Consider the following 22,082-nt stretch of genomic DNA (forward strand, 5'->3'; position numbering starts at 1 on the left):
TAGGCCTGCCCTTGATAAAAATCAAGTCCTTTGTTAGAATTTTATCTAACTATGAATGATTGCACACAAATACCATTAGATAAGATATTTAAATCACTAGGGGACCCGATCCGAATGAGTGTGATTAAGCAGCTTATTGCTTATGAAGAAGAACATGGGCACAAGGAAATAACTTGTGGCGGCTTCGATTATTGCGTAAATAAGGCCACTTTCTCTCATCATATTAAGATTCTTATTGAGGCCCATATCATCTGCCAAAGAACGGAAGGGGTGAAGAAGTACCTATTTCTTAATCCTAATATCAAAAAACTATATCCAGGTGTTATTGAAACAATTAAACAAAGTTGCGTATAAAATACATAAATAAGAAACTTACTTGTAATTAGACACAGGTCGTTGTATCTTCTCTCAAATTAGGTTTCCTATAGTTCACTTCCTTTATTCGGTTCTGTCTATTTTTAATCTTTATTTATTTAGAAACGACAGAATTCAAGGGTAACCTTTAGTGAGCGCCACGCAAGTATTATTAAAAGATCTTATCAAAAATCCACGTACATATATTCGTAGTAATGATCTTCACCCACGTGTTCATGCAAAGAATTTAGATAGTAAGCTTGGTTTTCGTATTTCAAAGATCGAAGGAAAGCTACTTCAAAAATATAAAGCTTATTATAAGCAGAATGATGGGAACAAAAGAAAGCAGCACTATCAAGGTACACAGACTTGGATAGGACTTCACCCTCAAGCACTGCAAACCCCTTACAATGATATCTTTGAGGCCCTCTATCTTTTAAAAGAATATAATATTGAGCGTATTGTAGATATTGGTGCAGGCTATGGGAGAGTGGGAATTGTGATGAATTCGGTTTTCCCAGAAGCTCGCTTTATCGGTTATGAAATTCTTAAGCAAAGAGAGAGCGAAGGAAATCGCCTCTTTGAAAAATTAGATTTAATTAACTGTGAAATTCTCTTAGAAGATGTTTTAGATGAGGAGTTCTCTCTACCTAAAGCGCAGGTATATTTTATCTATGACTTTAGTGAGATTGAGGATATATCTAAAATATTAGATGAATTAGTTTCACGGATTAATGAATACAGCTTCTTTCTAATTACTAAGGGAGATCGAACTGATTTTCTTTTAGAGAGAAAGTATAAACAATTTTGGAAGGCCAATGGCGTTTTAAGCTCTGGCGAATTAAAAATATATAGTTCTAACGTAGACCTAAAGAAACTTAAACATAAGGAGTAAGTATGAAAACAGGTAAAGTTAAGTTTTTTAATGATGAGAAAGGTTTTGGATTTATCGTTCCTGACGATGGAAGCAAAGATCTTTTCGTACACGTTTCAGCAGTAAACGGAAACACACTAAGTGAAAATGACGCTGTTGAATTTGAAGTAGGTGAAGGCCAAAAAGGTCCTTGCGCTGTTTCAGTAAGTGTTCTTTCTTAATTTAAAGATTGATTCACTGTGTCTTTTAAGAAAGCTAAGAATTTTAGCTTCTTAAAAGGCACACCTTTTATAAAGTTCATTTGTTTGTAAGAATGCCTAATATATCTTATAAGATTTATTAAACTTTTTCATTGTGTTCATGTATTTTAGTCGATACTCTCTTTGCATGAAAATCACACACATCACAACAACTTTTCTAATTTTCATCACAAGCACGGTCTTTGCCTCAACTTGTGATCAAACTCAGTTTTATTCACGACTTTCAAAGCACGCATCTGGCTACGAGTTTAAATCGGAGCTTTCTTCACTTTTAAGAAGAACTCATCGTGGTATCTCGTATGATGACCTTCTTAAGGCGTATCGTAGTACAGATCTTGATACTACTTACGATGGTGATCGCACGATTATGGATATGTACTCTGAAAACCCAAGCGGAAAAGATCCTTATCGTTTTCGACCAGGTCGCAGAACATGTGGCCAATATAAGGGAGAAGGTGACTGCTACAATAGAGAGCACTTATTCCCTCAAGGTCTTTTTAATAAGAGACGTCCTATGAAAACTGATATCTTTCATGTTTACCCAACTGACGGGAAAGTAAACGGACACCGTGGCTCTTATCCTTTTGGTGAAGTTGGTGAGGCGTCTTGGGTTTCTAAAAACGGGTCAAAAGTTGGGAGAAGCTCGACAAGTGGTTACCGTGGCCGTGTTTTTGAACCAATTGATGAGTTCAAAGGCGATATTGCAAGAGCAATGCTTTACTTTGCTGTTCGCTATGAAGCAGAAATTCCAAGGTTTAAAAACAATCCAATGACTAATGGTTCTCGTGAACAAACATATAGCTCTTGGTTCATCAAACTACTTTTAAAGTGGCATAAGCAAGATCCTGTAAGTGAGCACGAAAGAAGAAGAAACGATATTGCATGTGAATATCAAAAGAACCGTAACCCTTTCATCGATCACCCAGAGTGGGCGATGGCCATTTGGGAAGTTCAATAGATGTTTAGAATTCTTATTACAGTTATTCTAACATTTATTTTTCTCGTTCCGTTCTTCTCCACTCCAGTTGGAGAAGAACTCTACCTCGAATATCAAGACACAGACCTTTATAAATCTATCTATTGCCAATACGTTGAGTGGTTTGGTGCTGAAGGATTTGATAAAATTAAGTTTGCGGTTAAGTGTCAGCTATTAAAATAAGCCCCTTATATTAGAAATCTTTCAATGCAATTCCATATAGTTACATCATTTAGCTTGAGTCTTACGCTCTGCTGTGGCATATTCTAGAATACACGTCTAGACAAGTTGTCTACAAATGGAGTGATCGTGAAGCAGGACTCAAAAGAGGCCATTTTTGAAGGTGTCTTAGAATTATTAAATGAAGAGGCCATCTTAGATATTTCAGTTTCAAAACTAAAAAAACATACAGGCCTTTCAACTGGAACCTTTTATTATCACTTTCCTGGCGGGATTGAAGATATATACAAATCTCTTTTTATAAAGCTTTCAACTAAGATTAGAAATAGGGCCTTTGTCGCTGCTAGTAGTGCAAGGTCGATAGAACAAACTTTAAATGATTTAGTTTGTATTTATTTTGGTTGGCATAAGAATGAAGTTCGAGAGAGTGATTTCTTTTGGAAGGCGACAATGTCTGGCTTCCAAGAAATACGTGAGCTTTTAGTTAGTGAGTACGAAATTTTATCAACAAGAATTTATGAAGTCCTCATAAAACAAGCTGAGCTTGAAAATATTAGAATTGTTGATCGCCATATACTTGATGCCATATTATTTGGTGCGGCCAGAGAGCTTGTCCATTCGTGGATTGGACGTGGCAGGGATGAAGAAGAATTTGATCTTTTAAAGCAACAATTTATAAAGACGCTAAAACGAGCATGTATCATTGGAAGCCCTTGTGAAATACAATAAAGACTTCTTTAAACAGTTCGAGCACCGTGGCGAGAAATACGTCATCCGAAGTGTAAGTGAAAAAGATCAAAAAAAGTTGATCGAAGCTTTTAAGATGGCCTCTCATCGTACGTTGAGCAGTCGTTTTTTAGCGGCAAAAAAAAGTCTTTCAAAAAAAGATTTAGAGCTATTCACTTGTCCTGATTATGTTAACCATGTGGCCTTAACGATTATGCAAGAAAATGAAGAAGGAGAGACTCCGGTAGGCTCAACAAGATTCTATCGAGATTCTGATAATTCACCAAAGGCCGAATTCGCCGTTACGGTGATTGATAAATATCATCGCATGGGATTTGGTGGAATTTTAATTGATCACTTAATTGAAGCCGCCAAAGAGCGTAAGATAAAAGAAATATATGGAACGGCCAGTACCGCCAATCACGCTGTTTTAGGGCTTCTTAAAAGTCGCGGTGAAGTTGTTATTGAGCCTGAAACAATGGGAATTGTGAATATAAGATTAAAGTTATAAGAAAAAAGGATATATAAATGAATAAAGTATGGTTAGAAAATTACCCAAAAAGTGCAGCAACGGAAATCAACCCTGATCAATATAATAATATTGTTGAAATGATTGATGAGACTTGCGAAAATTTTTCGACGAGAAAAGCATTTATTAATATGAATGCAAGTATGACTTATCAAGAAGTAAGAGAGAAGTCTGATGCATTTGCAAATTACCTTATTAAAGATTTAAAACTAAAGAAAGGTGATGTCATCATGATTCAGATGCCAAACCTTCTACAATATCCTGTCGCTCTTTTTGGAGCCTTTAAAGCCGGTCTAATTGTCGTTAATACAAATCCTCTTTATACAACAAGAGAAGTAAAAAAAGTTCTTGAAGATAGTGGTGCAAAAGCAATCGTTATCTGTTCAAACTTTGTTGCAAATTTAGAAGAGGCCATTGAAGGAAGTAAGATTGAGCATATTATCACAACTGAAATTGGTGATTTCTTCCCTTTAGTAAAGAGAAAGCTTACGAACTTTGTTATTAAGCACGTCAAGAAGATGATTCCTGCTTATAAAGGAACTTATATAACTCTTAATGAAGCCGTCGCAAAAGGAAGAGGTGCGAGTTCTACTTTTCCAACGATCGAAAGTGAAGATACTGCACTTTTTCAATACACAGGTGGAACGACAGGAAAAACAAAAGCCGCGATTCTTACTCACCGAAATATTATTGCCAATATGTTACAAATGGATGTTTGGATTAATGCTGGCCTAGGTACGGAACAAGCTAATATTCTAGCACCACTACCAATTTATCACGTCTTCACATTATCAGTTAATATCTTTGGTTTTTTTAAGATGGGGATGACAAATGTACTTGTGACAAATCCTCGTGATCTTAATTCTCTAATTAAGGACGTCTATACTCATAAGCCTAAAGTTATGATTGTAGTTAATACACTTCTGCAGGCTTTACTTGCAAATGAAGACTTTAGAAAGCACGACCTAAGCTTTATTGCTTTTAGTGTTGCTGGTGGTATGGCACTTAAACCAGCTGTTAAACAAGAGTGGGAGAAGGTAACTAAGACAAGAGTTATTGAAGGCTATGGCCTTACTGAAGCATCTCCAGTTGTTAGTTGTAACCCTACAGATGGGACAGATGAAATTGGTTCCATTGGACTTCCTCTTCCTTCAACTGACATTAAAATTATTGATGGAGATGAAAACGAGCTAGGCTTTAATGAAGAAGGGGAGCTCTGTGTAAAAGGTCCGCAGGTTATGAAAGGGTACTGGAATCAACCAGAGGAGACGAGTAAGACTTTTACGAAAGATGGATGGCTTAAAACTGGGGATTACGCAACGATTGATGAAAAAGGTTTTTTAAGAATTTTAGATCGTAAAAAAGATATGATTGTTGTTTCAGGATTTAATGTTTATCCAAATGAGGTCGAAGGTGTTCTTCTTGAGATTGATGGGGTCCAGGATGTTGCTGCCATTGGAGTTGATAGTGAGAAATCAGGACAGGTTGTTAAGGTTTTTGTTGTTAAATCTAATGCCTCTTTAGCTGAAGAAGATATTAAGGCGTATGCAAAGAAGAACTTAGCTGGATATAAAATTCCTAAGCAAATTGTATTTGTCGATGATCTTCCAAAGAATAACGTTGGAAAGGTTCTTCGTAGAGAGTTACGTTAAGATGTACTCAACTTCAAGAAGATATCGTAAAAATGATTGGTGGGATCTTGTTACTGTCATCGATCAAGAGCTGAAAAGAGATGACGGCCCTCAAACTTATTACCATATCCTTGATGAATTAAAGTGGAGAATGGTTGAGTCTATTTCAGAAGGCTCAACCTTTAAAATTAAAAAGAAAGCCGCAGAGCTTTCTGATCGAATTCAAGTTAGCCAGAAAAAGTGGGATCATATTGAACCTGATCTTGCCAAGGAGATTGAGCTTCTTTTGGAGTTCTTGCTGGATCCTCCAACTAAAATTTTAATTTAATTTACCTACATTGAGATTTTGAAGACCGCTATAATATCGAAAATGTAGGAGGAAAGATGACGAATGTACTTCACCGTGCAGATTCGCGCGGTTACGCAGAACATGGGTGGTTAAAAAGTAACCATACTTTCAGCTTTGCCAATTATTATGATCCAGAAAGAATTCACTTCGGCACACTTAGGGTTATAAATGACGATGTTGTTGCCCCTGGGGAGGGATTTAGTACCCATCCTCATCGTAATATGGAAATTATTTCGATTCCTCTTAAAGGCTCTCTTCATCATCAGGATACTATTGGAAATGATTTCATTATAAGGAAAGGAGAGATCCAAGTGATGTCTGCCGGATCGGGAATTTCTCATAGTGAATATAATAACTCTGACAGAGAAGAGGTACACTTCTTACAAATTTGGGTGCTACCTAAAGAGCATAATATAAGGCCTTCTTATTCCCAAAAATATTTTAAAGAATCTGGTCGCAGAGGAGAGTTTCAATTAATTGTCTCTCCTGATGGCCGAGATAATTCTGTCACGATTAATCAAAATGCCTTCTTCTCATTAGCAAATTTAGAAGAAGGACAGAACTTAACTTATAAGAAGTTTTTGAAATCAAATGGCGTCTATCTCTTTGTCATTGATGGCGAGGTTAGGATTAATGACTTAACGTTATCAAAACGAGATGGACTAGGTATTGATCCAGATAATAATATTGGACTAAAGTCACTTAATGACTCAGAGGTTCTGGTGATGGAGGTACCGATGGATGTTGAAAAATATAACTAAAAAAACTGACATTGATCAGGTTAAACTAATAAAATTGTTTGCTAAAATAAAGTATGAAAAAAGAAAATATCGTACTCCTGATTCTTATTACACTAATCTCTTTCGCTGGTGCTGGATATTATGCATCAAACCTAAATGAAGATACGAGCCTGCAAAGGTGGGTATTCTTTGATTTAGGGGATACTATTATCAACACGAAAAAGAGTGGAAACTACCACTATTATGAAGGTTCTCTTGAATATATCCATGCTTTAAAGAATATGGGCATTCATGTGGCGATTATCTCAAATATTCCTGAATCTTTTGGTGAAACATATGAACAAAAGATTGTGACACTAAAGGAATATGTAAGGGCGCACTGGAATGACTCTGTCGAATTTGATTGGAGTGTGTTTGAGAAAATCTACATCCCAATGAGTAATGATGAACTAAAGCCAGCTCCTTATATTTTCAATAAGGCGCTAGATGAGACGGGACGTTATCCTAGTCTCTATATTTCGGAGTCTTTAAAAGAGGTTGAAGCCGCAAGACAGTTAGGACTTGCAGGCTTTCATTTTAAAGAAGGAACGTTAAATAAGGCAAAGTTGGTCGATAAAAATATTTATATCCACTTAGACGAAATCATTGATTATATCGATAATAATAGTCACCTGTAACAGGTGACTATTTTTTAAAAGATATATTCACCTTCAAATTTATAAGTTGCTTCTTTATTTTCTTTTTTAATATATTTAATACCTAATTTTAAGCTATCTTTTAATACTTTTGTTTGTGCAGCTATATATGCTGACTTTTGGTTTCCTTTTACCCAGAATCCTGTTCTTCCATATAGTGGTGCCTTCATTCCAATCTCAAATGAATGACGTCCATCTTCGGAGTAGAGTGTAATACTATAGTCAGCTGTAGCACCCTCTTGCCTTACATAGATGATATTTTGAATACCAATGCCATACTCATCCATAATCTGTCTTTTGATTTCATTTTTAATTGTTCCACCAATTACGGCCATCGTGTATTTACCTTCTTCTCTAACATCGGCCTTCATAATAGATGCGTGGGCCGTAACAATTCCTTTCCAATTCACCCCCATGTAGCTCGAATCTGCATATAGAGAAGAAGTGAACATATTTTGGCTGTCGCTAAATTCTCCCTCTGTTTGGAAGTTTTTAACTTTTATCTTTCCATTTCCAACAGTAATACTTACGTGTGACTTTATGTCTGCGTAGACATTTCTTAGAATACCTAAGTCAACTTTTCCTGACTTCAGTTGTGCATCCATACCGAAATAAAAACTAGTACTATCTTTAACGAAGTCTCGATGTTCTAATTTCTTTTGCTCTCTTTGAATTGCAACACCAGCGTCAAATTTAATTCGATTACCTTGATTTTTTAGAGTTGCTGCTACACCTGATGCCGTTAGGCCATTTTCAGTTTCAGCATAGTAACTCTTTGCTCTTATGAGCCCGTTCTCATAATTCATCGAGATAACATCGATATTATCGAACTCGACACCTGGGGCGACCATATCAATATCTAGACCGACTGCTTGATTTAGTAAGTAACCAACCTCACTTGGTACTCGGTCAACAGGCTCTCCATCTGCATTAAAAATTCGATAATTAATTCCAAAGTTAGCTAGAGTTGTATCTTGTGCTAAACTCTGTGCGCTTTGACCTTCATTAATTCTGGTTTCACCGTAGTTAAAATTAATGATTCGATCTTTATTTCCCGGGTCTTGGACAACGACAGTAGCGTGGCCAACATTTCTTGTGTTGTAAGCGACGACATAGACGTCTTCAACATTTAGTTTTTTTAGAACATTGGCCTGAGTCACGGCTATATCTCGACAAACACCGGCCTTAGTACCGCTCCTGATTGCTTCAAAGATATCTTCTGTTGTTACAACGCCATCTTTATCACGTTCAAAGTCGTAATGGTTATTCATAATTGTCCCAAGTATATGGGCCAAGTACATCTTCTGATTAAAGCTTAAAAGAAGTTTTGCTGATGAATAGATATCGTCTCTTCTAACTTCAGGAGAGCCAATGATTAGGCCCGCGACAACGTTGGTAAAATACATTTCACCTTCTTCTTTTCCAAATTGTGCCACGGACTCTTTAAAGATATCCGACATATCCATTTCATTAAAATAGGCACAATTCTCACTTAGACAACCGACAATTGATTTTACAACTGCAGTTCTTCTGACGGTATCTGCCCAATAAGATGATGTATTGAATTCTTCTGTTTGAATAAGCGGTTTCGTATGATACTTACGCTTTTTAATATCAGCAGTTGAGCCATTGGCACTTATGCTAAACTCTGCTTGAGTACTAAAAGATAATAGTAGACTTAGAAAAAAGATTTTCTTCATTTGAAATCGCTCCGTTCAACATTTCAGTATATTAATGCAAGGTGAGTGCCAGTAATTTTCTCGAATATTCATTTAGTTGGCCTAAGAGTGGTGTTGATAATCCATGCGGCCGTCCAAAGTTCATTCATTAATTAAGATTATTGTTGATTTGTCTAAATTATTGAAATTATTAATGATTTATTCAAATAAAGAATATGATAATTTTATGATACTAGTTTTACTGCTATATTTATCTCAATAATTCATTTTGATATTAGAAATAGGTTTATTAATGAAGGATTTTCAAATTATTTTGGCCGCAACATCGAGTGTCATTCTCTTTGTCTTTGGCCTTGAGAACTTTTCTAAAGAAGTTCAAAATATTACTGGTGAAAAATTTCGAAAGTTTCTCGGAAGCGCAACCATGTATCCCGTTGTAGGGCTCTTAATTGGTGCCATTATTACGGCATTGATTCAGTCGAGTTCTGCAACCTCTGTCATTGCAATTAGTTTAGTAAATGCCGGTGTTATGTCCTTTAAAAATAGTGTTGGGATTATTTTTGGTGCTAATGTGGGGACAACAGTAACGGCCCAATTAGTTGCATTTAAGCTAACGGCCTTTGCTCCTGTCTTTATCATTATTGGCTTTCTACTTTCTTTTACAAGATCACGTTACGCTATTTTTGGAAAGACTCTTTTCTATTTTGGTTTTGTCTTCTTTAGTTTAAACCTTATTTCATCGGCCCTTTCTCCACTACAAACAGATGCTCGCTTAATTGAGTTTCTCACGAGATCTCATAATCCACTTCTTGGTGTTCTCGTTGGAGCAGTTATTACCGCAGTTGTTCAATCAAGTTCAGTGACAACTGGTTTGGCCATTATTTTCACACAGCAAGGTCTTATGAGTCTTGATAATGCGATTCCTATTTTAATGGGCTCAAATCTAGGAACGACAGTAACAGCTTTGATTTCAATTATAAATATGGATATTGCGGCAAAGAAGACGGCCCTTGCACACTTTCTTTTCAACTTGGGTGGTGTGTTAATCTTTCTTCCTATCGTTATTTTTTGGGGAGATCGTATGCCCCTAATGTCTGATGTTCCTGCAATTGCTCTTGCAAACTTTCATCTGATCTTTAATGTAACGACGAGTTTTATTTTTGTTATTTTTTTAACTCCTTTTACTGCTCTCATTGATCGAATGCTTGGGGAAGGTAAGATGGACTTTGAACGTATTGCTCTAGGCCTAAAAGAAGAATCAGATTTTAGTGAAATTGAAAAAAACTTAATGGATGACCTTGAAAAGACTTTTCAGTTCGTACAAGAAAACTACAATCTTGTCACTCTAAGTATTGAAACAAATTACAAAGGTATTTATGAGGCGGCAAAGAAGCGTATTGATTACATGGATTTTCTTAAGGCCGAGCTTTTAGGTTTTTTCTCTAAGTTTATTTCTAAGTGCAATAACGAGGAAGAAGTTGATCGTATTGTAAATATCATGGCGATGTATGAATATATTTTTCAAATGCACGACTCAGTTAAGGATATTACAAGTGTTAAGGTTTCAATGGATAATAATTATATTGAGCTCAAAAGTGATGTACTTATGATTGTGCGAGAAATAGCAAGTAGTACACTTTCTGTTTTTGACTATATTTCAAATGATGGTCAAAAAGAAAAGGATCTAAAAAAAGTTTCACAAGACTTTCAAAGAAATCTAGAAGGGTTTGGAAAGAAAGTTTTCACACTGATGGCAAAACCTGAACGAAATGATGCTGGAGCAATTATGCATCTTTTAACTTACTCTCAAAGACTTAAAGATAAGCTCATGAATTACTATCATCTTAGAGAAGGTCGAATCGCTCCATGAGAATGTTCAAAAAAATCGAAGAAATTTATATTGAAGTACTTCTCTGTTTTGCTTCTAAAAAGAAGGGTCTTTTACTTAAATTAAGAAAGTCATTAATAATTTTACGTGACGGGCTTGAAAAAGAGGGAGTGGAAACAAGGGAAATGTTTAATACTTATGGCCGCTACACTCAGGGCCGTGCCTCGAAAGAAGAAATGAGAGAGGCCAATAAGCAGTTTGTAGAAATTATCAAAGGACTTGGTGTTGGTGTCCTACTCGTTCTTCCTTTTGCTCCTTTAACAATTCCATTTGTAATCAAATTAGGGCAAAGGCTAGGGGTTGATATCATTCCTTCATCATTCAAAAGTAAGGAAGCTAAAGATAGATAAGGCAGCCTTAAGAAACTTAAGGCCGCACCAATAATTAATTTACTAATATTTCATTCATTCGTGATACCTGATGAACTAAATCGTTACCGATATCGTTTATCTCTTTTAACGATTGCTTGAGTGAGTCTTTAAATTTAGTCAGTTGATCGAGAAGCCCCGAAAGCTCTCCTGAATTTCTATTAAGCTTGGCCGCTTCGATCTTTCCACTGATACTAACCATCTCTAGGCCAATTGATAGCTTCTTCACATCGTTACATACTCTTTTGAATTCACTAAACTCCGTTTGAATCTCAACTAGACTAGACTTGGCATTATTTATTTGTTGTTCTTGTAATAGGGCCAAGATATTCATTTCATTTGCCTTTTGAATTGGTGAAGGCTTCGTTTCTTTTTCAAAGAAGTTGTAAATTTCTCTTTGTAAAATGGAATTACAAACGAAGAATTGGCAATCCTTAACTTTCTCTTGAACAAGCTTTCCAGAAACCATGAATTTATTAATTTCGTCTTGAATTTCTTTTGCAAGATTATCGTATTGAGCAGAAATCGTCGCCATTGAAGCTGCTTCTTCTCCAATTCTTGCTGCTTGAACTTCTAGGTTCATAGGCACAAGTGATGTCTTCTTGTATTCCTCAAATATACCCTCAGACTTTTCTTGTAGAAATGAACCTGATTCTAGCGCCTTTCTTAATAAGTTAAGCTCTGCAATAGGCTCTTCTCCAAGCACTTTTTGTCTCGATTCAAGCTCTTGCATCAGGGCCTCAATCATAAAGTGCTCGTAGGACTCAAAGCCTAACTCTTTAATCATTGCTAGTAGAGTCTCTTGGGATTGCGCCGGTGTAAGCTTTTTGCGCCTTTCTAATTGAGCTAGCTCAATATACTTTTCCTTCACGATCTCAAAGAAATGACTACTAGGCTTTAGTCTTACAGATAGGTAGCCATCGTCTATAGGTGAGACAAGGGCAAAGACCCAATAATTACTTCCATCTTTAGCTTGATTGTTGACATAGGCGCCGATCATCTTGTCTTGGGCAATAGTGTCCCAAAGTAAGGAAAATACCCCGCGAGGCATTTCCGGATGTCTAACTACCTTGTGGGGCCTACCAAGCATCTCCTCCCACTCGTACTGACTGACTCGTTGAAATACTGAATTTCCAGATGCGATAACTCCTCGCTTATCGGTCCTGGAAAAGAATAGTTCATCAAAATCGAAGTTACTCTCTCTTTCCTTCGACATGCATCCTCCTTTTCTAAAAAATGATGAATATTTTCTGTTTAGAATAAAAAAAACAACAAAACATGATATATATCATAAACTGTTGATTTTATTGATTTCTTAACATTATTGTTATCTTAACTAGTTAAATGTAATTTACAACTAAATAATTAGTGTATAAATTTCACCACTTATTTTCTTTGTTACCTGTTCAGGGTAGATAGACATATGAAAAACCATCTACTTATCTTTATTCTGTCATTGAATATGAGCTTTCAGGCGTGTGGGTTAAACCTCGCTGGAGAAAGTGCGTACTTTGATAGGGAGGATATAGCAAAGGCCGAGGCGAAACTAAGTTCTCAAGAGCAGGCCTTACTAGATGAAGTGGCCCTGCCATCACTAACTTGTGAGTATGATATTTTGGAGGAGATAAATCAATTTGCAGAAAGTAAGTTGAAAGAAGCTCTCGTTTACCTTCGAAATACTTCTCGAATTGATGATACCCAATACCGCTTACTTTTAAGAACCCTTAGATCATTTGAAATCTCTAAGAAGGAAAAACTTCTTTCACCTTTTAATCCTATTGTTAAAGACTTTAAGGCGCAGTCTTTTGATAATTTTCAAAGGGCTCTGCAGAGAGGCCTGTGCTTTAATGCTATTGCTAAGAATTTATTTAAAGAATTAGGAGAAAAGAAACCAACAAAGTTCTTAAAGAAGGCCTATCATAAAAAAATAATTGATAAGCGTACTTATTGGATGCTCAAAAGACTCGTTCAAGAGGACTATCATCTTGAACCACAGATACTAGCAGAATATCTAAAAGAGCAAAGCTTTCTGACAAAACAATTTCCAGAGCGCTTAAATATTCAAAAAACAAATTACATCTCAGGGCGACGTGAGAAGAGTAAGGTCTCACGCAGAGAAGCCTTGCTTGCTAAGTACAATCAATTTCAAATTATCTATCTAAGTGGAATGACTCAAAGGCTACTTAACCGTCTTAATGCGGATGAAGTAATTATCAACGTTATGATTGATGATGAAAGTGTAGAGGAGATTATTTTAGATCCAATGGAGCAATACCGCTTCGCCGCCAAAATGGTAAGAAAAGAGTTAGGTGATCTTCAGATGATGAATTTATTTGAAGGTACTAATGTTGCCTTTGAAGATATCCTAGCCGCAGCATTTGAAACTGGCCTTGTCTCAGGTGCAGACTTGAGCACATTAGCATTAGTTGATGATGTTTGGAACCCAGAGCTTACAAAAGCTGAAAAAAGAAAAAGATTTATTAGACGATATGGAACAATCTTTGTTGCAGCTATTCCAACAACGTTTTACTTTGTGAAAGTTTTATCATTAGTTGGTATTGAAATGTTAACAGAGACAAAGCAGGAGCCACAGCGTGATCATTCAATTTTCTAAGCTCCTTCTACTGTCACTTCTCGCATCGTCAATCATGGCAAGCTTTAAGGCCCAAGTTATCACTCGTGATGGTGATATGGATTTGATTAAGAAAGAAGTAGAGCTTGATCTAACCAAAGCATCATTACTGGAAAACCGCAGCTTTAAAATTGTATATGGCAAATCAAATGAAGCGATTAATCTAGAGGCCCTAGAAGATGAAGTAGAAAAGCTTAGAGCAGCAAGTGTTTTCTACCACCTGACAAAGGCAAAGAATTATTTCTTAAACGTTGTTAAGTCTTCATATGTAAAAGAACTTCCGCAACTTGTGGTACGTTTAAATATAACAAATCAATTTAATTCAATTGGGCACTTTGCACATGACAACTTATCCCCTGAATATAATAACGCTCTTTCGATTCCTCCTGGTGAGGGGAGAGAGAGGTTTGGGATTAAGCCTTGGAATTATGAAATATGGTTTCGTCCGGCCAAGGAGATAAATCTTCCAAAAGAAGGTTTGAAAAATGACTTTGAACAAACTGCCGCAATTTTTAGTGAGTTTAGAAATCAGTCGCGTTTAGCAAGCTTTCAAAAATTTGTTAGCGACCTCTTCTTACTTACAGGAGATGCCTTAAAAGAGAGTGGACTTAATATTCTTGGGTCAACGGCCATTATTGAAGCATCATTTTTTGCCATGAAAAAGCTTTACGGTTTACTTCAAGGAAAGAAATTCTTTTTAGATACAAGCTTTATACCCGAAGTTGTCTACCATGAGTTTGCCCATGTTGCTCTAAGCGACCACCTAGGGCTTAGTCACTCTTCTCCGGTTAATGAAGGGATGGCCGACTTCTTTGCTGCCTCAATCGCAGATAGTGCAACGATTGCTGATAATGTAAAAGATTATGCAAAGAGAGTTCGTGAAAAGGACGCCTTTCGTGATGAAGTTTATAATGCTGGCTTTGAAACTAATGCTTATGCCAACATTGATTTTGTTTTAGGGGTTTTATGGCAAGTTCGCGAACTTGATAAGGACTCAAGTCATGGGCTGATTTATGATGTTCGCAAGAATATTACAAGTAGTTCAAATATTAGAGGAGATTTATTGAAGTCGATTCTAAAGGAGTGTCGAAGAAGTTGTAAGTCACCCTTGAGAGATCGCATAAATCTTCTAAATGCCTATCATGAGATGGGTTTATAAAAGAAGTTATCTTTTATTAAATTGACAAAATATATTTAGATAGGGTAGTTACCCATATCTGTTACTAATAGGGAGATGTTCATGTTAAGAAAATTAGCTGCTATGGCACTTGTATGCTTTTCGTTCTCAGCTCTTGCAAATATTGAAGCTAAAATCGCGCCAATTTTTGAAGAAGTTGAATTTAAATTATCTGTAGAGTGGGATCAAAAAGATCAAAACTTCTACAATGAAACTGTTAAATCATTTGAAAAACAACTAGGTGATCTAGCTCAAGAAGGTATCACGCCATCTGAAGTTTTAAATTACCTACAAGCAAATATCAAAGATAAGAAAGTTGCATCAGAACTTTCTAATCTTGTTGGATCAATTGACGTAGAGAATATGACTCTTGAAGAATCAAAGTCACTAATTCAAGATTATGTTGATGGTATGAAGAACACTGGTGCTAACTACTCTGGTTACTATAGCTATGACTACGGTTTATACTTTGTTGTATTCGGTGGTGTTGCATTCTATTACTACTGGTATGCATTTCAGTATACTTACTACTATGATTGCTACCGTGATTACTGGGGTAATTACTACTGCTACTAAAATTAAATTAATAAAGGCCTCCTAACGGAGGCTTTTTCATTTTTAAACTCTTCCAAACAAATAATCTCTAAGTAAAGTTGTCCAGTATATTGCCGATAATGCCCTAATCATTTTAAGGGTTCTAGTATGGTTTTAAATATAAGATCAAAGGTTGTTGGCTACGAAGTCGCAACCCCAAGTGGAAGTGATCGTGTTTTTAATTTTATCAAATTTGAAAATGGCGTAATAATAGAAAATGTTGTTACATCGGTTTCAATAGCTGAAAACTTCGATAAGGGTGAAGAAGTTGAATTGGCCTACTTTAAGGTAGGGAGGTTCTTCTATATTGCAATGGCAAAGATTGGAAAAGAGGTGCTGACTGCAACGACGACTAGAGCAATTATCTTTAGTATGATTGTAAACTTTATTCCTATTTTTCTATGCTTTGGAACGATTCTCTTTATTAGTACATTTTCAGTAATTGCTTATTTCCTAAATGACTTTGCAATGGCCATGTCTTATGGGGCAGTGATAGGAATACTTCCAGGCGCATATTATCTGACAAAGTTTATAAAATTCTTTCTAGAGCTTAAGCAGTGTAAATCACTTATAAAGTAAGGCATTATAAATTGCTTATTAACCATTTCAAACATACAATATTTACATGCAAAATAAATTTAACGTAACGTACGTATTCTTCGGTTGTATCTTTCTTTTAGTCTGTTACCTTGTTTGGATGATGGCCAAGCAAATGATTGCTCCAATTATTTTTGGCTTTGTCTTAGCAGGTGTTTTTAATCCATTAAATAATCGCCTAATTGAGAAGTATAAACTCTCTGATAATTTAGCGGCCACAGTTACAAGCTGTATTATTATTCTATTGGTTCTTATTCCACTTATTTTCTTATCAATTGCTCTTAGCAAGGAAGCCTTAAGTCTATATCAAACAATAATGAAGGCAATGTCTCATCATGAGGTAAATGATTTCTTATTCGGAGATGGACCAGTTGCTGTTCTTATTAAAAGTGTTTCTGATATCACAGGTGTCGATATTGACATGGAGCAAGTTAAGACAACAGTATTCGGAACTCTCAAAGGAATCTCTGGAACAGTTATTTCAAGTATTAATTCTATCGTTGGAAATATCATTACTTTCATTTTTGATCTTGCGATTATGATGATTGTAGTCTTTGGTATTTTTGTCGAAGGAAAAAGACTGAAAACATATATTTTTGATTTATCGCCACTTCCATCTGATCAAGAACAAAAGATTCTCGATAAATTTAACCAAATGAATTACGTGACTCTGGTATGTAATGGTGTTGGTGGTGTTATCCAAGGTGTTCTAGGTGGAATTGCGCTTTGGATTGCTGGCTTTGAATCTGTCATTCTATGGACAGTGCTTATGATCTTTCTAGCATTCGTTCCTTTAGTCGGGATTTCGATTGTTACAATTCCGGCAAGCCTATATCTTGTTTTAACTGGAAAAGCTTTTGCTGGAGTTACTTTATTTATTTTTACAGCACTTGTTGGCCTGATTGTTGAAAATTGGTTTAAGCCAAAATTCATTGGAAATCGTATTCAAATTAATTCAACTTTTGTCTTGCTCGCAATTATTGGAGGAATGGGAGTATTTGGAATGGGTGGTATTTTCTATGGCCCAATTATTGGAATCCTCTTTTTGACAATTGTTGAAATTTATCATGATCAATATAACGTCGTATCATAGGCGGAAGGAAGTGAAGGGCAGTGGAAGTCTTTAAGCTCATTTATTCTGTTTTTGGAGGACTTGGAATTTTCTTCTATGGAATGAAGAATATGTCAGAGGCCTTGCAGTCTGTTGCCGGTGATGTTGTAAAAAATACGATTAACAAAATTACAACAAATCGCTTCTCTGCTATCATCGTTGGAACTCTTGTCACGATCTTTGTTCAAAGCTCATCTGTCACATCTGTTATGACGGTAGGTTTTGTTAACGCTGGCCTAATGAACTTAAGCCAAGCAATCGGTGTCATTTTAGGTGCAAATATTGGAACAACTGTTACCGGTTGGATTATCTCAATTAAGGTAGGGAAGTATGGCCTACTTTTTATTGGCCTAGGTATTTTTCCCCTCTTATTTGCTAAAACTAATCGCTATCGTCAAATTGGTCGTATTCTATTTTCTGTCGGGATGATCTTCTTTGGTCTAAGTATTATGTCTAATGCTTTTAAGCCTCTAAGAACGATGCCAGAATTCTTAAGTATGATTTCATATTTTTCCGAACAAAATTATGGAGCATACTTTGCGTGTATTATCGTTGGATGTATTTTGACTGTCGTTATTCAATCTTCTTCGGCCATGCTAGGGATAACCATAGCTCTTGCTAGCTCTGGAGTTATCCAATTTCATACGGCAGCGGCACTGGTATTAGGTGAGAATATTGGAACGACAATCACTGCACTTCTCGCTAGCGTTGGAGCAAATATAACGGCCAAAAGGGCCGCTCGTGCACACGCTATTTTCAATCTTCTGGGTGTTCTTATTATTTTCGTATTCTTTCCATTCTATGTTGAGTTTATTGATTATCTTGTTCCTGGAGCTGCCAATGCAGTGAACGCAGAAGGTGACTTTGTTAATGTTGCAGTTCATATTGCAACTGGACATACGATCTTCAATGTTGCCGCAACAATTATCTTTATTCCATTTCTTACTCAGCTCGCAAACTTTGTCACTAAGATCACTCCTGCGACGGGAGAAAAGGAGCAACATCATCTTGTGATGCTTGGAGACCCTAGTCAAATGGTGACGGCCGCAGCACTTGCTCAGGCACAGGCCGAAGTTAATAAAATGAAAGATATTGTTTCTAGACTTTACGCTCTGGCCGAAGAGATTTACATAAAACAAAATTTCAAAGATCAAGAACGAATTTCTCTTAAGGCCAAGGACTACGAGAGAATCACTGACAATATTCAAAAAGAAGTTACCATCTTCATTGTTAAACTTATGGTTAATCCTTTAAGTGAAGATGAATCTCGTCGTGCCCAATCGATGATTAAAGAAGTTGATGAGCTTGAGAGTATTGCTGATTATATTGAAAGACTTATTGCATACAGTGCTCGTGGTGATATCTCTAAACTCATGCGTGATGAAGCAAAGAAAGATTTTGATGCCTTGTTTGTTAATGTTAAGGCATTTTATGATTCAGTATCAAATCAAATCTCACTTGATCGAGTGGACTATAGCGTTGCGGAACGTAAGTCAAAAGAACTAAGAGATCAAGCTGAGCAAATAAGAAAGAAACATTTGGATCGTGTTTCAAGTGGTGAATATGATGCTCTGGGTGCTCTTACATATTCTGATATGATCGTGGCCCTTAGAAAAATTAGAAGCCACACAGAGAATGCGGCCCAGGCCCATGTTTAAATAGGAGAAATTATGGCAACGTATACTACTATAACTAAGGGAGACTCAGAAAGTATTGAATTAAGTTTGTCTGCGGATAAGAAGCAATCAATCACGGTGACTCCACCTCCTGAGTTTAACGGAGTCGACACTGAGTGGAGCCCTGAGGACCTTTTTAGTGCAAGTATCTCAAGTTGCTATATCTTAACATTCAAATCATTTGCTTCTTTTAAAAAACTTGAATTTAGAAATATTGAAGTTAAGGCCGATGCTCATCTCGAGAAAGTCGCTAAAGGCTACGAGTTTACGAAATGTGATATCCACGTTTTTCTGGAGATTTGTTGTGAGTCTGATGTTGATCCCTACTTAGATCTTCTCTATAAGGCCAAGGATAATTGTTTGGTAACTAAGTCCATGAAGTGTGAATTTACACTGCACCCTAAAATAAAGAATTTAGCAAAAAAGTAGTCTTGTTATATTTCTACTTTTCTGTTTTAAAAGTTGCCCAAAAGTAGCCACGAATATCGCCACTCTTGTAGCCAGTGGCCTTATCACTTGGATAGAGATGAGATATTTTAGTTTGTACTTCTGGTTTTAGGTTATCCCCATGGCAGTTCAGACAAAGAGGCATTGTTTTGATAGGCATAATAATACCATTGCGATCAGAATCAATTCTAACGACAGAGTATTTCTTCTTATTTTTTCCAGATTCATAACTCATAATCGCGTCATTCATCCAGCCTTTAACAGTATTATTTGGATTTCGATTTTTTAGGCTAACGCGACCAACTTCAATACCTTCTTCATGGTACTTCTTAGTTATCGGCATGGCCTTTGTGTTGCAAACTGACACAGCATTAACAGGTGACACTTTCATTGCTGATTGTAGCTCTTTCTTTAGTGCCATTGCTGTCTTTTGGATTGCTTGGACGGCCGCTTTTTCAGAGGCAAATAAACTTGATGTAAATAGTAGGGAGATAATGATTTTTTTCATATAAATATCCTACCATAATCTCTGTTTAGTAAGTTTGATCTTCGTCAAGTTTAGATTTTTTTTTACCTTCAATGGTTGTTATACTTTATGAATTACGAGGAGAAAAATATGGATCAAAAATATACACCACCAAAAGTATGGACATTTAAAGAAGGCAATGGGGGAGAGTTCGCAAGTATCAATCGCCCGACAGCAGGGGCACGCTTTGAAAAGAAGCTTCCTCAAGGGGATCATCCGTTCCAGCTATACTCGTTAGGAACGCCTAATGGAGTTAAGGTTACAATTATGCTTGAAGAGCTATTAGAGCTAGGAATTAAAGAAGCTGAGTATGATGCTTACTTAATTAATATTGGAGAAGCTGATCAGTTTGGCTCTGACTTTGTTGCTATAAACCCAAACTCGAAAATACCTGCATTACTTGATAAGAATGATGGAAATCCAATACGAGTTTTTGAATCGGCTTCAATTCTTGTTCACTTGGCCGAGAAATTTGGTCACTTCTTACCAAAGGATCTACCTAAGAGAGCAGAAGTATTTAATTGGCTCTTTTGGCAGATGGGAAGTGCTCCATATCTAGGAGGAGGCTTTGGTCATTTCTATGCCTATGCGCCGGAGAAGTTTGAGTATCCAATAGATCGCTTTGCTATGGAAGTAAAGAGGCAGCTGGATGTACTTGATAAGCAATTAGCAAATCATAAGTTTATCGCAGGTGATGAATACTCAATTGCCGATATGGCAATCTTCCCTTGGTATGGGGCACTTGTGAAGGGCAAGATCTATGATGCAGCAGAATTCTTGTCTGTCCATGAGTATAAGAATGTTATTCGTTGGGCAGATGAATTAATTAAGAGACCAGCGGTTTTAAGAGGAAGGCTAGTCAATCGCGCTTGGGGAGATGAAGATCAACAAATCCTTGAGCGCCATAGTCAGAGTGACTTTGACGCTAAGGATATTACATATCGTTAAAATTTATAACCAAACCCTAGGCCTAGTCGATTTACTGTTAAGTCGGTTGGGCCATCCATAAAGTGCATTTTAAAGATGACGTGAGCAAAGATCTTCTTTGTGATATCACCCATGACATAGGCCATGGCCTTACCTCCAGTAAACTCTTGCTTATCACTTGTATTTGCATAACCAATCTCACGACTTGAAAGCACTGAGTGAGAGTAGCTAAATTTTGCTAAGAAGTTTCTTCGATATAACTTGAAATTCTTTTGAACTCCTACTGTTAAGAAAAAGATTTGGTTCTTATCAAATGTGACTTCATCAGCATCTGTTAGGCCGTCAAAATTGAAAGTATTAAAACGTTCAAAATCAAGACCTCCATACGCTTCGAATCCGTAGTCAGCAAATTTATAAGTACCATATAAGTTAAATCCAATCTCTGGATCTACGGAAACATTATCAAGATACTTATTTGCAGAAGCAGTATTTAGCTGAGAGTAATAAAGGCTAGCTTGCGCGCCATACTTTGCATTAATTTGATAATTACTTGTTAGACCTAGAGAAACAGAAGAGTTTTGCTTAAATTCAACTGAGCCCGGGGTACTTTTTTGGTTAAACTCCCCAAGGGAAGTCATATAGAAAACTGAAAAACTTAATGGCTTCGAGTTCTTTTGTGCTTGAGGGACTTGCTCCTTTGCTTTTACAACACCAAATAGGGCCTTAACTTGCTCATCTGTTAAATTTAGAAAGCTCATAAATTTATTAATATCGATAAGCTCAATATCAACATAGAGTCTGAAGTTTTTTTCTTTTAACTTATTCCAATCTTTAATTTGACCATTTTCACGTTTTGTTTTCTTGGCCATCGCATCTTCTTCAGTATAGCTATAAGAATCAATTAAAATCTGCTCATAGATAGTCTCAAGATTTTCACTGTTTACAGACTGATAGGAAAGCCTAAGGTATTGATGCTTAGAGTTTCTCTTTGATTCCTCAAAGTTTATTGAATCCGCATAAAGATAATTTAATGACAAAAGGAAAAGGCAAGTTAGTTTTAATAATCTTTGTTTCATTTCTACTCTCTTTTATTTACTTTGGTTAAATTATTTTAATTTAAAACCTTCCTTCTTAAAATAGAGCGAT

The 22,082-nt window shown here is 36.3% G+C and carries 25 protein-coding genes; 21 read left to right on the top strand and 4 right to left on the bottom strand.

Going from position 1 to position 22,082, the window contains the following annotated elements:
- Positions 1-51: 51 nt before the first annotated feature.
- The 11 genes from ABMA76_RS03010 to ABMA76_RS03060 all read left to right on the top strand — a co-directional run bounded on the left by ABMA76_RS03010 (position 52) and on the right by ABMA76_RS03060 (position 7,296).
- Positions 52-354, top strand: a complete 303-nt coding sequence (locus ABMA76_RS03010) for an ArsR/SmtB family transcription factor (protein WP_393060909.1) — start codon at positions 52-54, stop codon at positions 352-354.
- A gap of 151 nt (positions 355-505) precedes the next feature.
- Positions 506-1,249, top strand: coding sequence for a hypothetical protein (locus ABMA76_RS03015; RefSeq protein WP_392908883.1), 744 nt, complete (start codon positions 506-508; stop codon positions 1,247-1,249).
- Positions 1,250-1,251: 2 nt separating this feature from the next.
- A complete protein-coding gene (locus ABMA76_RS03020) occupies positions 1,252-1,449 on the top strand; it encodes a cold-shock protein (RefSeq protein WP_392908885.1) in 198 nt (65 codons plus the stop codon).
- A gap of 166 nt (positions 1,450-1,615) precedes the next feature.
- On the top strand, positions 1,616-2,446 hold the full coding sequence (locus ABMA76_RS03025) for an endonuclease (protein ID WP_393060911.1): 831 nt from the start codon (positions 1,616-1,618) through the stop codon (positions 2,444-2,446).
- Positions 2,447-2,647 (top strand): hypothetical protein, encoded by a 201-nt coding sequence (locus tag ABMA76_RS03030; RefSeq protein ID WP_392859356.1) that lies wholly within the window; start codon positions 2,447-2,449, stop codon positions 2,645-2,647.
- A 126-nt stretch (positions 2,648-2,773) separates the two neighbouring features.
- Positions 2,774-3,373 carry a TetR/AcrR family transcriptional regulator gene (locus ABMA76_RS03035; protein WP_392908889.1) on the top strand — a complete coding sequence of 200 codons (600 nt, stop codon included), beginning with the start codon at positions 2,774-2,776 and terminating at the stop codon, positions 3,371-3,373.
- Positions 3,360-3,881 carry a GNAT family N-acetyltransferase gene (locus ABMA76_RS03040; RefSeq protein WP_392908891.1) on the top strand — a complete coding sequence of 174 codons (522 nt, stop codon included), beginning with the start codon at positions 3,360-3,362 and terminating at the stop codon, positions 3,879-3,881. The genes ABMA76_RS03035 and ABMA76_RS03040 overlap by 14 nt, the downstream gene beginning before the upstream one ends.
- 17 nt (positions 3,882-3,898) lie before the next feature.
- Positions 3,899-5,551: an AMP-binding protein gene (locus ABMA76_RS03045; RefSeq protein ID WP_393060913.1), complete on the top strand. Its 1,653-nt coding sequence runs from the start codon at positions 3,899-3,901 to the stop codon at positions 5,549-5,551.
- A 1-nt stretch (position 5,552) separates the two neighbouring features.
- The gene (locus ABMA76_RS03050; protein WP_392908895.1) at positions 5,553-5,858 is read left to right on the top strand and encodes a hypothetical protein; all 306 of its coding nucleotides are present in this window, start codon (positions 5,553-5,555) and stop codon (positions 5,856-5,858) included.
- Positions 5,859-5,914: 56 nt separating this feature from the next.
- The gene (locus tag ABMA76_RS03055) at positions 5,915-6,640 is read left to right on the top strand and encodes a pirin family protein (protein ID WP_392908897.1); all 726 of its coding nucleotides are present in this window, start codon (positions 5,915-5,917) and stop codon (positions 6,638-6,640) included.
- A 53-nt stretch (positions 6,641-6,693) separates the two neighbouring features.
- Positions 6,694-7,296, top strand: coding sequence for a hypothetical protein (locus ABMA76_RS03060; protein WP_392908899.1), 603 nt, complete (start codon positions 6,694-6,696; stop codon positions 7,294-7,296).
- A gap of 14 nt (positions 7,297-7,310) precedes the next feature.
- Here the strand turns inward: ABMA76_RS03060 and ABMA76_RS03065 are convergent, their stop codons facing one another.
- Positions 7,311-9,014 carry a transglutaminase-like domain-containing protein gene (locus tag ABMA76_RS03065; protein ID WP_392908901.1) on the bottom strand — a complete coding sequence of 568 codons (1,704 nt, stop codon included), beginning with the start codon at positions 9,012-9,014 and terminating at the stop codon, positions 7,311-7,313.
- 271 nt (positions 9,015-9,285) lie between these two features.
- On the opposite strand from ABMA76_RS03065, the gene ABMA76_RS03070 reads away from it, so the two are divergent.
- Together ABMA76_RS03070 and ABMA76_RS03075 are read left to right on the top strand one after the other, a co-directional pair.
- Complete coding sequence (locus ABMA76_RS03070; protein ID WP_392988930.1) at positions 9,286-10,863, top strand: Na/Pi cotransporter family protein; 1,578 nt, start codon at positions 9,286-9,288, stop codon at positions 10,861-10,863.
- On the top strand, positions 10,860-11,231 hold the full coding sequence (locus tag ABMA76_RS03075; RefSeq protein ID WP_392908905.1) for a hypothetical protein: 372 nt from the start codon (positions 10,860-10,862) through the stop codon (positions 11,229-11,231). The genes ABMA76_RS03070 and ABMA76_RS03075 overlap by 4 nt, the downstream gene beginning before the upstream one ends.
- A gap of 34 nt (positions 11,232-11,265) precedes the next feature.
- Here ABMA76_RS03075 and ABMA76_RS03080 read toward each other — a convergent pair whose 3' ends face one another.
- Complete coding sequence (locus ABMA76_RS03080) at positions 11,266-12,465, bottom strand: PAS domain-containing protein (protein ID WP_393060915.1); 1,200 nt, start codon at positions 12,463-12,465, stop codon at positions 11,266-11,268.
- 207 nt (positions 12,466-12,672) lie between these two features.
- Between ABMA76_RS03080 and ABMA76_RS03085 the strand changes: the two genes are divergently transcribed.
- The 7 genes from ABMA76_RS03085 (at position 12,673) to ABMA76_RS03115 (ending at position 19,465) form a co-directional block, all read left to right on the top strand.
- Complete coding sequence (locus ABMA76_RS03085; protein ID WP_393060917.1) at positions 12,673-13,863, top strand: hypothetical protein; 1,191 nt, start codon at positions 12,673-12,675, stop codon at positions 13,861-13,863.
- On the top strand, positions 13,844-15,040 hold the full coding sequence (locus ABMA76_RS03090) for a hypothetical protein (RefSeq protein WP_393060919.1): 1,197 nt from the start codon (positions 13,844-13,846) through the stop codon (positions 15,038-15,040). The genes ABMA76_RS03085 and ABMA76_RS03090 overlap by 20 nt, the downstream gene beginning before the upstream one ends.
- A gap of 81 nt (positions 15,041-15,121) precedes the next feature.
- On the top strand, positions 15,122-15,634 hold the full coding sequence (locus ABMA76_RS03095; protein ID WP_393060921.1) for a hypothetical protein: 513 nt from the start codon (positions 15,122-15,124) through the stop codon (positions 15,632-15,634).
- 126 nt (positions 15,635-15,760) lie between these two features.
- Positions 15,761-16,231, top strand: coding sequence for a hypothetical protein (locus ABMA76_RS03100; RefSeq protein ID WP_392908915.1), 471 nt, complete (start codon positions 15,761-15,763; stop codon positions 16,229-16,231).
- A 46-nt stretch (positions 16,232-16,277) separates the two neighbouring features.
- Positions 16,278-17,342 carry an AI-2E family transporter gene (locus ABMA76_RS03105; protein WP_393060923.1) on the top strand — a complete coding sequence of 355 codons (1,065 nt, stop codon included), beginning with the start codon at positions 16,278-16,280 and terminating at the stop codon, positions 17,340-17,342.
- Between the two features lie 20 nt (positions 17,343-17,362).
- Positions 17,363-19,018, top strand: a complete 1,656-nt coding sequence (locus tag ABMA76_RS03110) for a Na/Pi cotransporter family protein (protein ID WP_392908919.1) — start codon at positions 17,363-17,365, stop codon at positions 19,016-19,018.
- A gap of 12 nt (positions 19,019-19,030) precedes the next feature.
- Complete coding sequence (locus ABMA76_RS03115; protein ID WP_392908921.1) at positions 19,031-19,465, top strand: OsmC family protein; 435 nt, start codon at positions 19,031-19,033, stop codon at positions 19,463-19,465.
- Between the two features lie 13 nt (positions 19,466-19,478).
- Here the strand turns inward: ABMA76_RS03115 and ABMA76_RS03120 are convergent, their stop codons facing one another.
- Positions 19,479-19,991 carry a DUF3365 domain-containing protein gene (locus ABMA76_RS03120; protein ID WP_393060925.1) on the bottom strand — a complete coding sequence of 171 codons (513 nt, stop codon included), beginning with the start codon at positions 19,989-19,991 and terminating at the stop codon, positions 19,479-19,481.
- A 108-nt stretch (positions 19,992-20,099) separates the two neighbouring features.
- Between ABMA76_RS03120 and yghU the strand changes: the two genes are divergently transcribed.
- Positions 20,100-20,957, top strand: a complete 858-nt coding sequence (gene yghU, locus ABMA76_RS03125; protein WP_392908925.1) for a glutathione-dependent disulfide-bond oxidoreductase — start codon at positions 20,100-20,102, stop codon at positions 20,955-20,957.
- On the opposite strand, the gene ABMA76_RS03130 is transcribed toward yghU, so the two are convergent.
- A complete protein-coding gene (locus ABMA76_RS03130; RefSeq protein WP_392908927.1) occupies positions 20,954-22,012 on the bottom strand; it encodes a hypothetical protein in 1,059 nt (352 codons plus the stop codon). The two genes, yghU and ABMA76_RS03130, sit on opposite strands and share 4 nt — an antisense overlap.
- Between the last annotated feature and the right edge of the window lie 70 nt (positions 22,013-22,082).

The organism is Halobacteriovorax sp. ZH5_bin.2, from assembly GCF_043196375.1.
Classification (GTDB): domain Bacteria; phylum Bdellovibrionota; class Bacteriovoracia; order Bacteriovoracales; family Bacteriovoracaceae; genus Halobacteriovorax_A.

What these genes read in the sequence shown, in the direction of transcription:
- ABMA76_RS03010 (WP_393060909.1), top strand. Translation starts at nt 52, where the DNA reads ATGAATGATTGCACACAAATACCATTAGATAAGATATTTAAATCACTA.
- ABMA76_RS03020 (WP_392908885.1), top strand. Translation starts at nt 1,252, where the DNA reads ATGAAAACAGGTAAAGTTAAGTTTTTTAATGATGAGAAAGGTTTTGGA.
- ABMA76_RS03025 (WP_393060911.1), top strand. Translation starts at nt 1,616, where the DNA reads ATGAAAATCACACACATCACAACAACTTTTCTAATTTTCATCACAAGC.
- ABMA76_RS03030 (WP_392859356.1), top strand. Translation starts at nt 2,447, where the DNA reads ATGTTTAGAATTCTTATTACAGTTATTCTAACATTTATTTTTCTCGTT.
- ABMA76_RS03045 (WP_393060913.1), top strand. Translation starts at nt 3,899, where the DNA reads ATGAATAAAGTATGGTTAGAAAATTACCCAAAAAGTGCAGCAACGGAA.
- ABMA76_RS03050 (WP_392908895.1), top strand. Translation starts at nt 5,553, where the DNA reads ATGTACTCAACTTCAAGAAGATATCGTAAAAATGATTGGTGGGATCTT.
- ABMA76_RS03055 (WP_392908897.1), top strand. Translation starts at nt 5,915, where the DNA reads ATGACGAATGTACTTCACCGTGCAGATTCGCGCGGTTACGCAGAACAT.
- ABMA76_RS03060 (WP_392908899.1), top strand. Translation starts at nt 6,694, where the DNA reads ATGAAAAAAGAAAATATCGTACTCCTGATTCTTATTACACTAATCTCT.
- ABMA76_RS03065 (WP_392908901.1), bottom strand. Translation starts at nt 9,014, where the DNA reads ATGAAGAAAATCTTTTTTCTAAGTCTACTATTATCTTTTAGTACTCAA.
- ABMA76_RS03070 (WP_392988930.1), top strand. Translation starts at nt 9,286, where the DNA reads ATGAAGGATTTTCAAATTATTTTGGCCGCAACATCGAGTGTCATTCTC.
- ABMA76_RS03075 (WP_392908905.1), top strand. Translation starts at nt 10,860, where the DNA reads ATGAGAATGTTCAAAAAAATCGAAGAAATTTATATTGAAGTACTTCTC.
- ABMA76_RS03080 (WP_393060915.1), bottom strand. Translation starts at nt 12,465, where the DNA reads ATGTCGAAGGAAAGAGAGAGTAACTTCGATTTTGATGAACTATTCTTT.
- ABMA76_RS03085 (WP_393060917.1), top strand. Translation starts at nt 12,673, where the DNA reads ATGAAAAACCATCTACTTATCTTTATTCTGTCATTGAATATGAGCTTT.
- ABMA76_RS03095 (WP_393060921.1), top strand. Translation starts at nt 15,122, where the DNA reads ATGTTAAGAAAATTAGCTGCTATGGCACTTGTATGCTTTTCGTTCTCA.
- ABMA76_RS03100 (WP_392908915.1), top strand. Translation starts at nt 15,761, where the DNA reads ATGGTTTTAAATATAAGATCAAAGGTTGTTGGCTACGAAGTCGCAACC.
- ABMA76_RS03105 (WP_393060923.1), top strand. Translation starts at nt 16,278, where the DNA reads ATGCAAAATAAATTTAACGTAACGTACGTATTCTTCGGTTGTATCTTT.
- ABMA76_RS03115 (WP_392908921.1), top strand. Translation starts at nt 19,031, where the DNA reads ATGGCAACGTATACTACTATAACTAAGGGAGACTCAGAAAGTATTGAA.
- ABMA76_RS03120 (WP_393060925.1), bottom strand. Translation starts at nt 19,991, where the DNA reads ATGAAAAAAATCATTATCTCCCTACTATTTACATCAAGTTTATTTGCC.
- yghU (WP_392908925.1), top strand. Translation starts at nt 20,100, where the DNA reads ATGGATCAAAAATATACACCACCAAAAGTATGGACATTTAAAGAAGGC.
- ABMA76_RS03130 (WP_392908927.1), bottom strand. Translation starts at nt 22,012, where the DNA reads ATGAAACAAAGATTATTAAAACTAACTTGCCTTTTCCTTTTGTCATTA.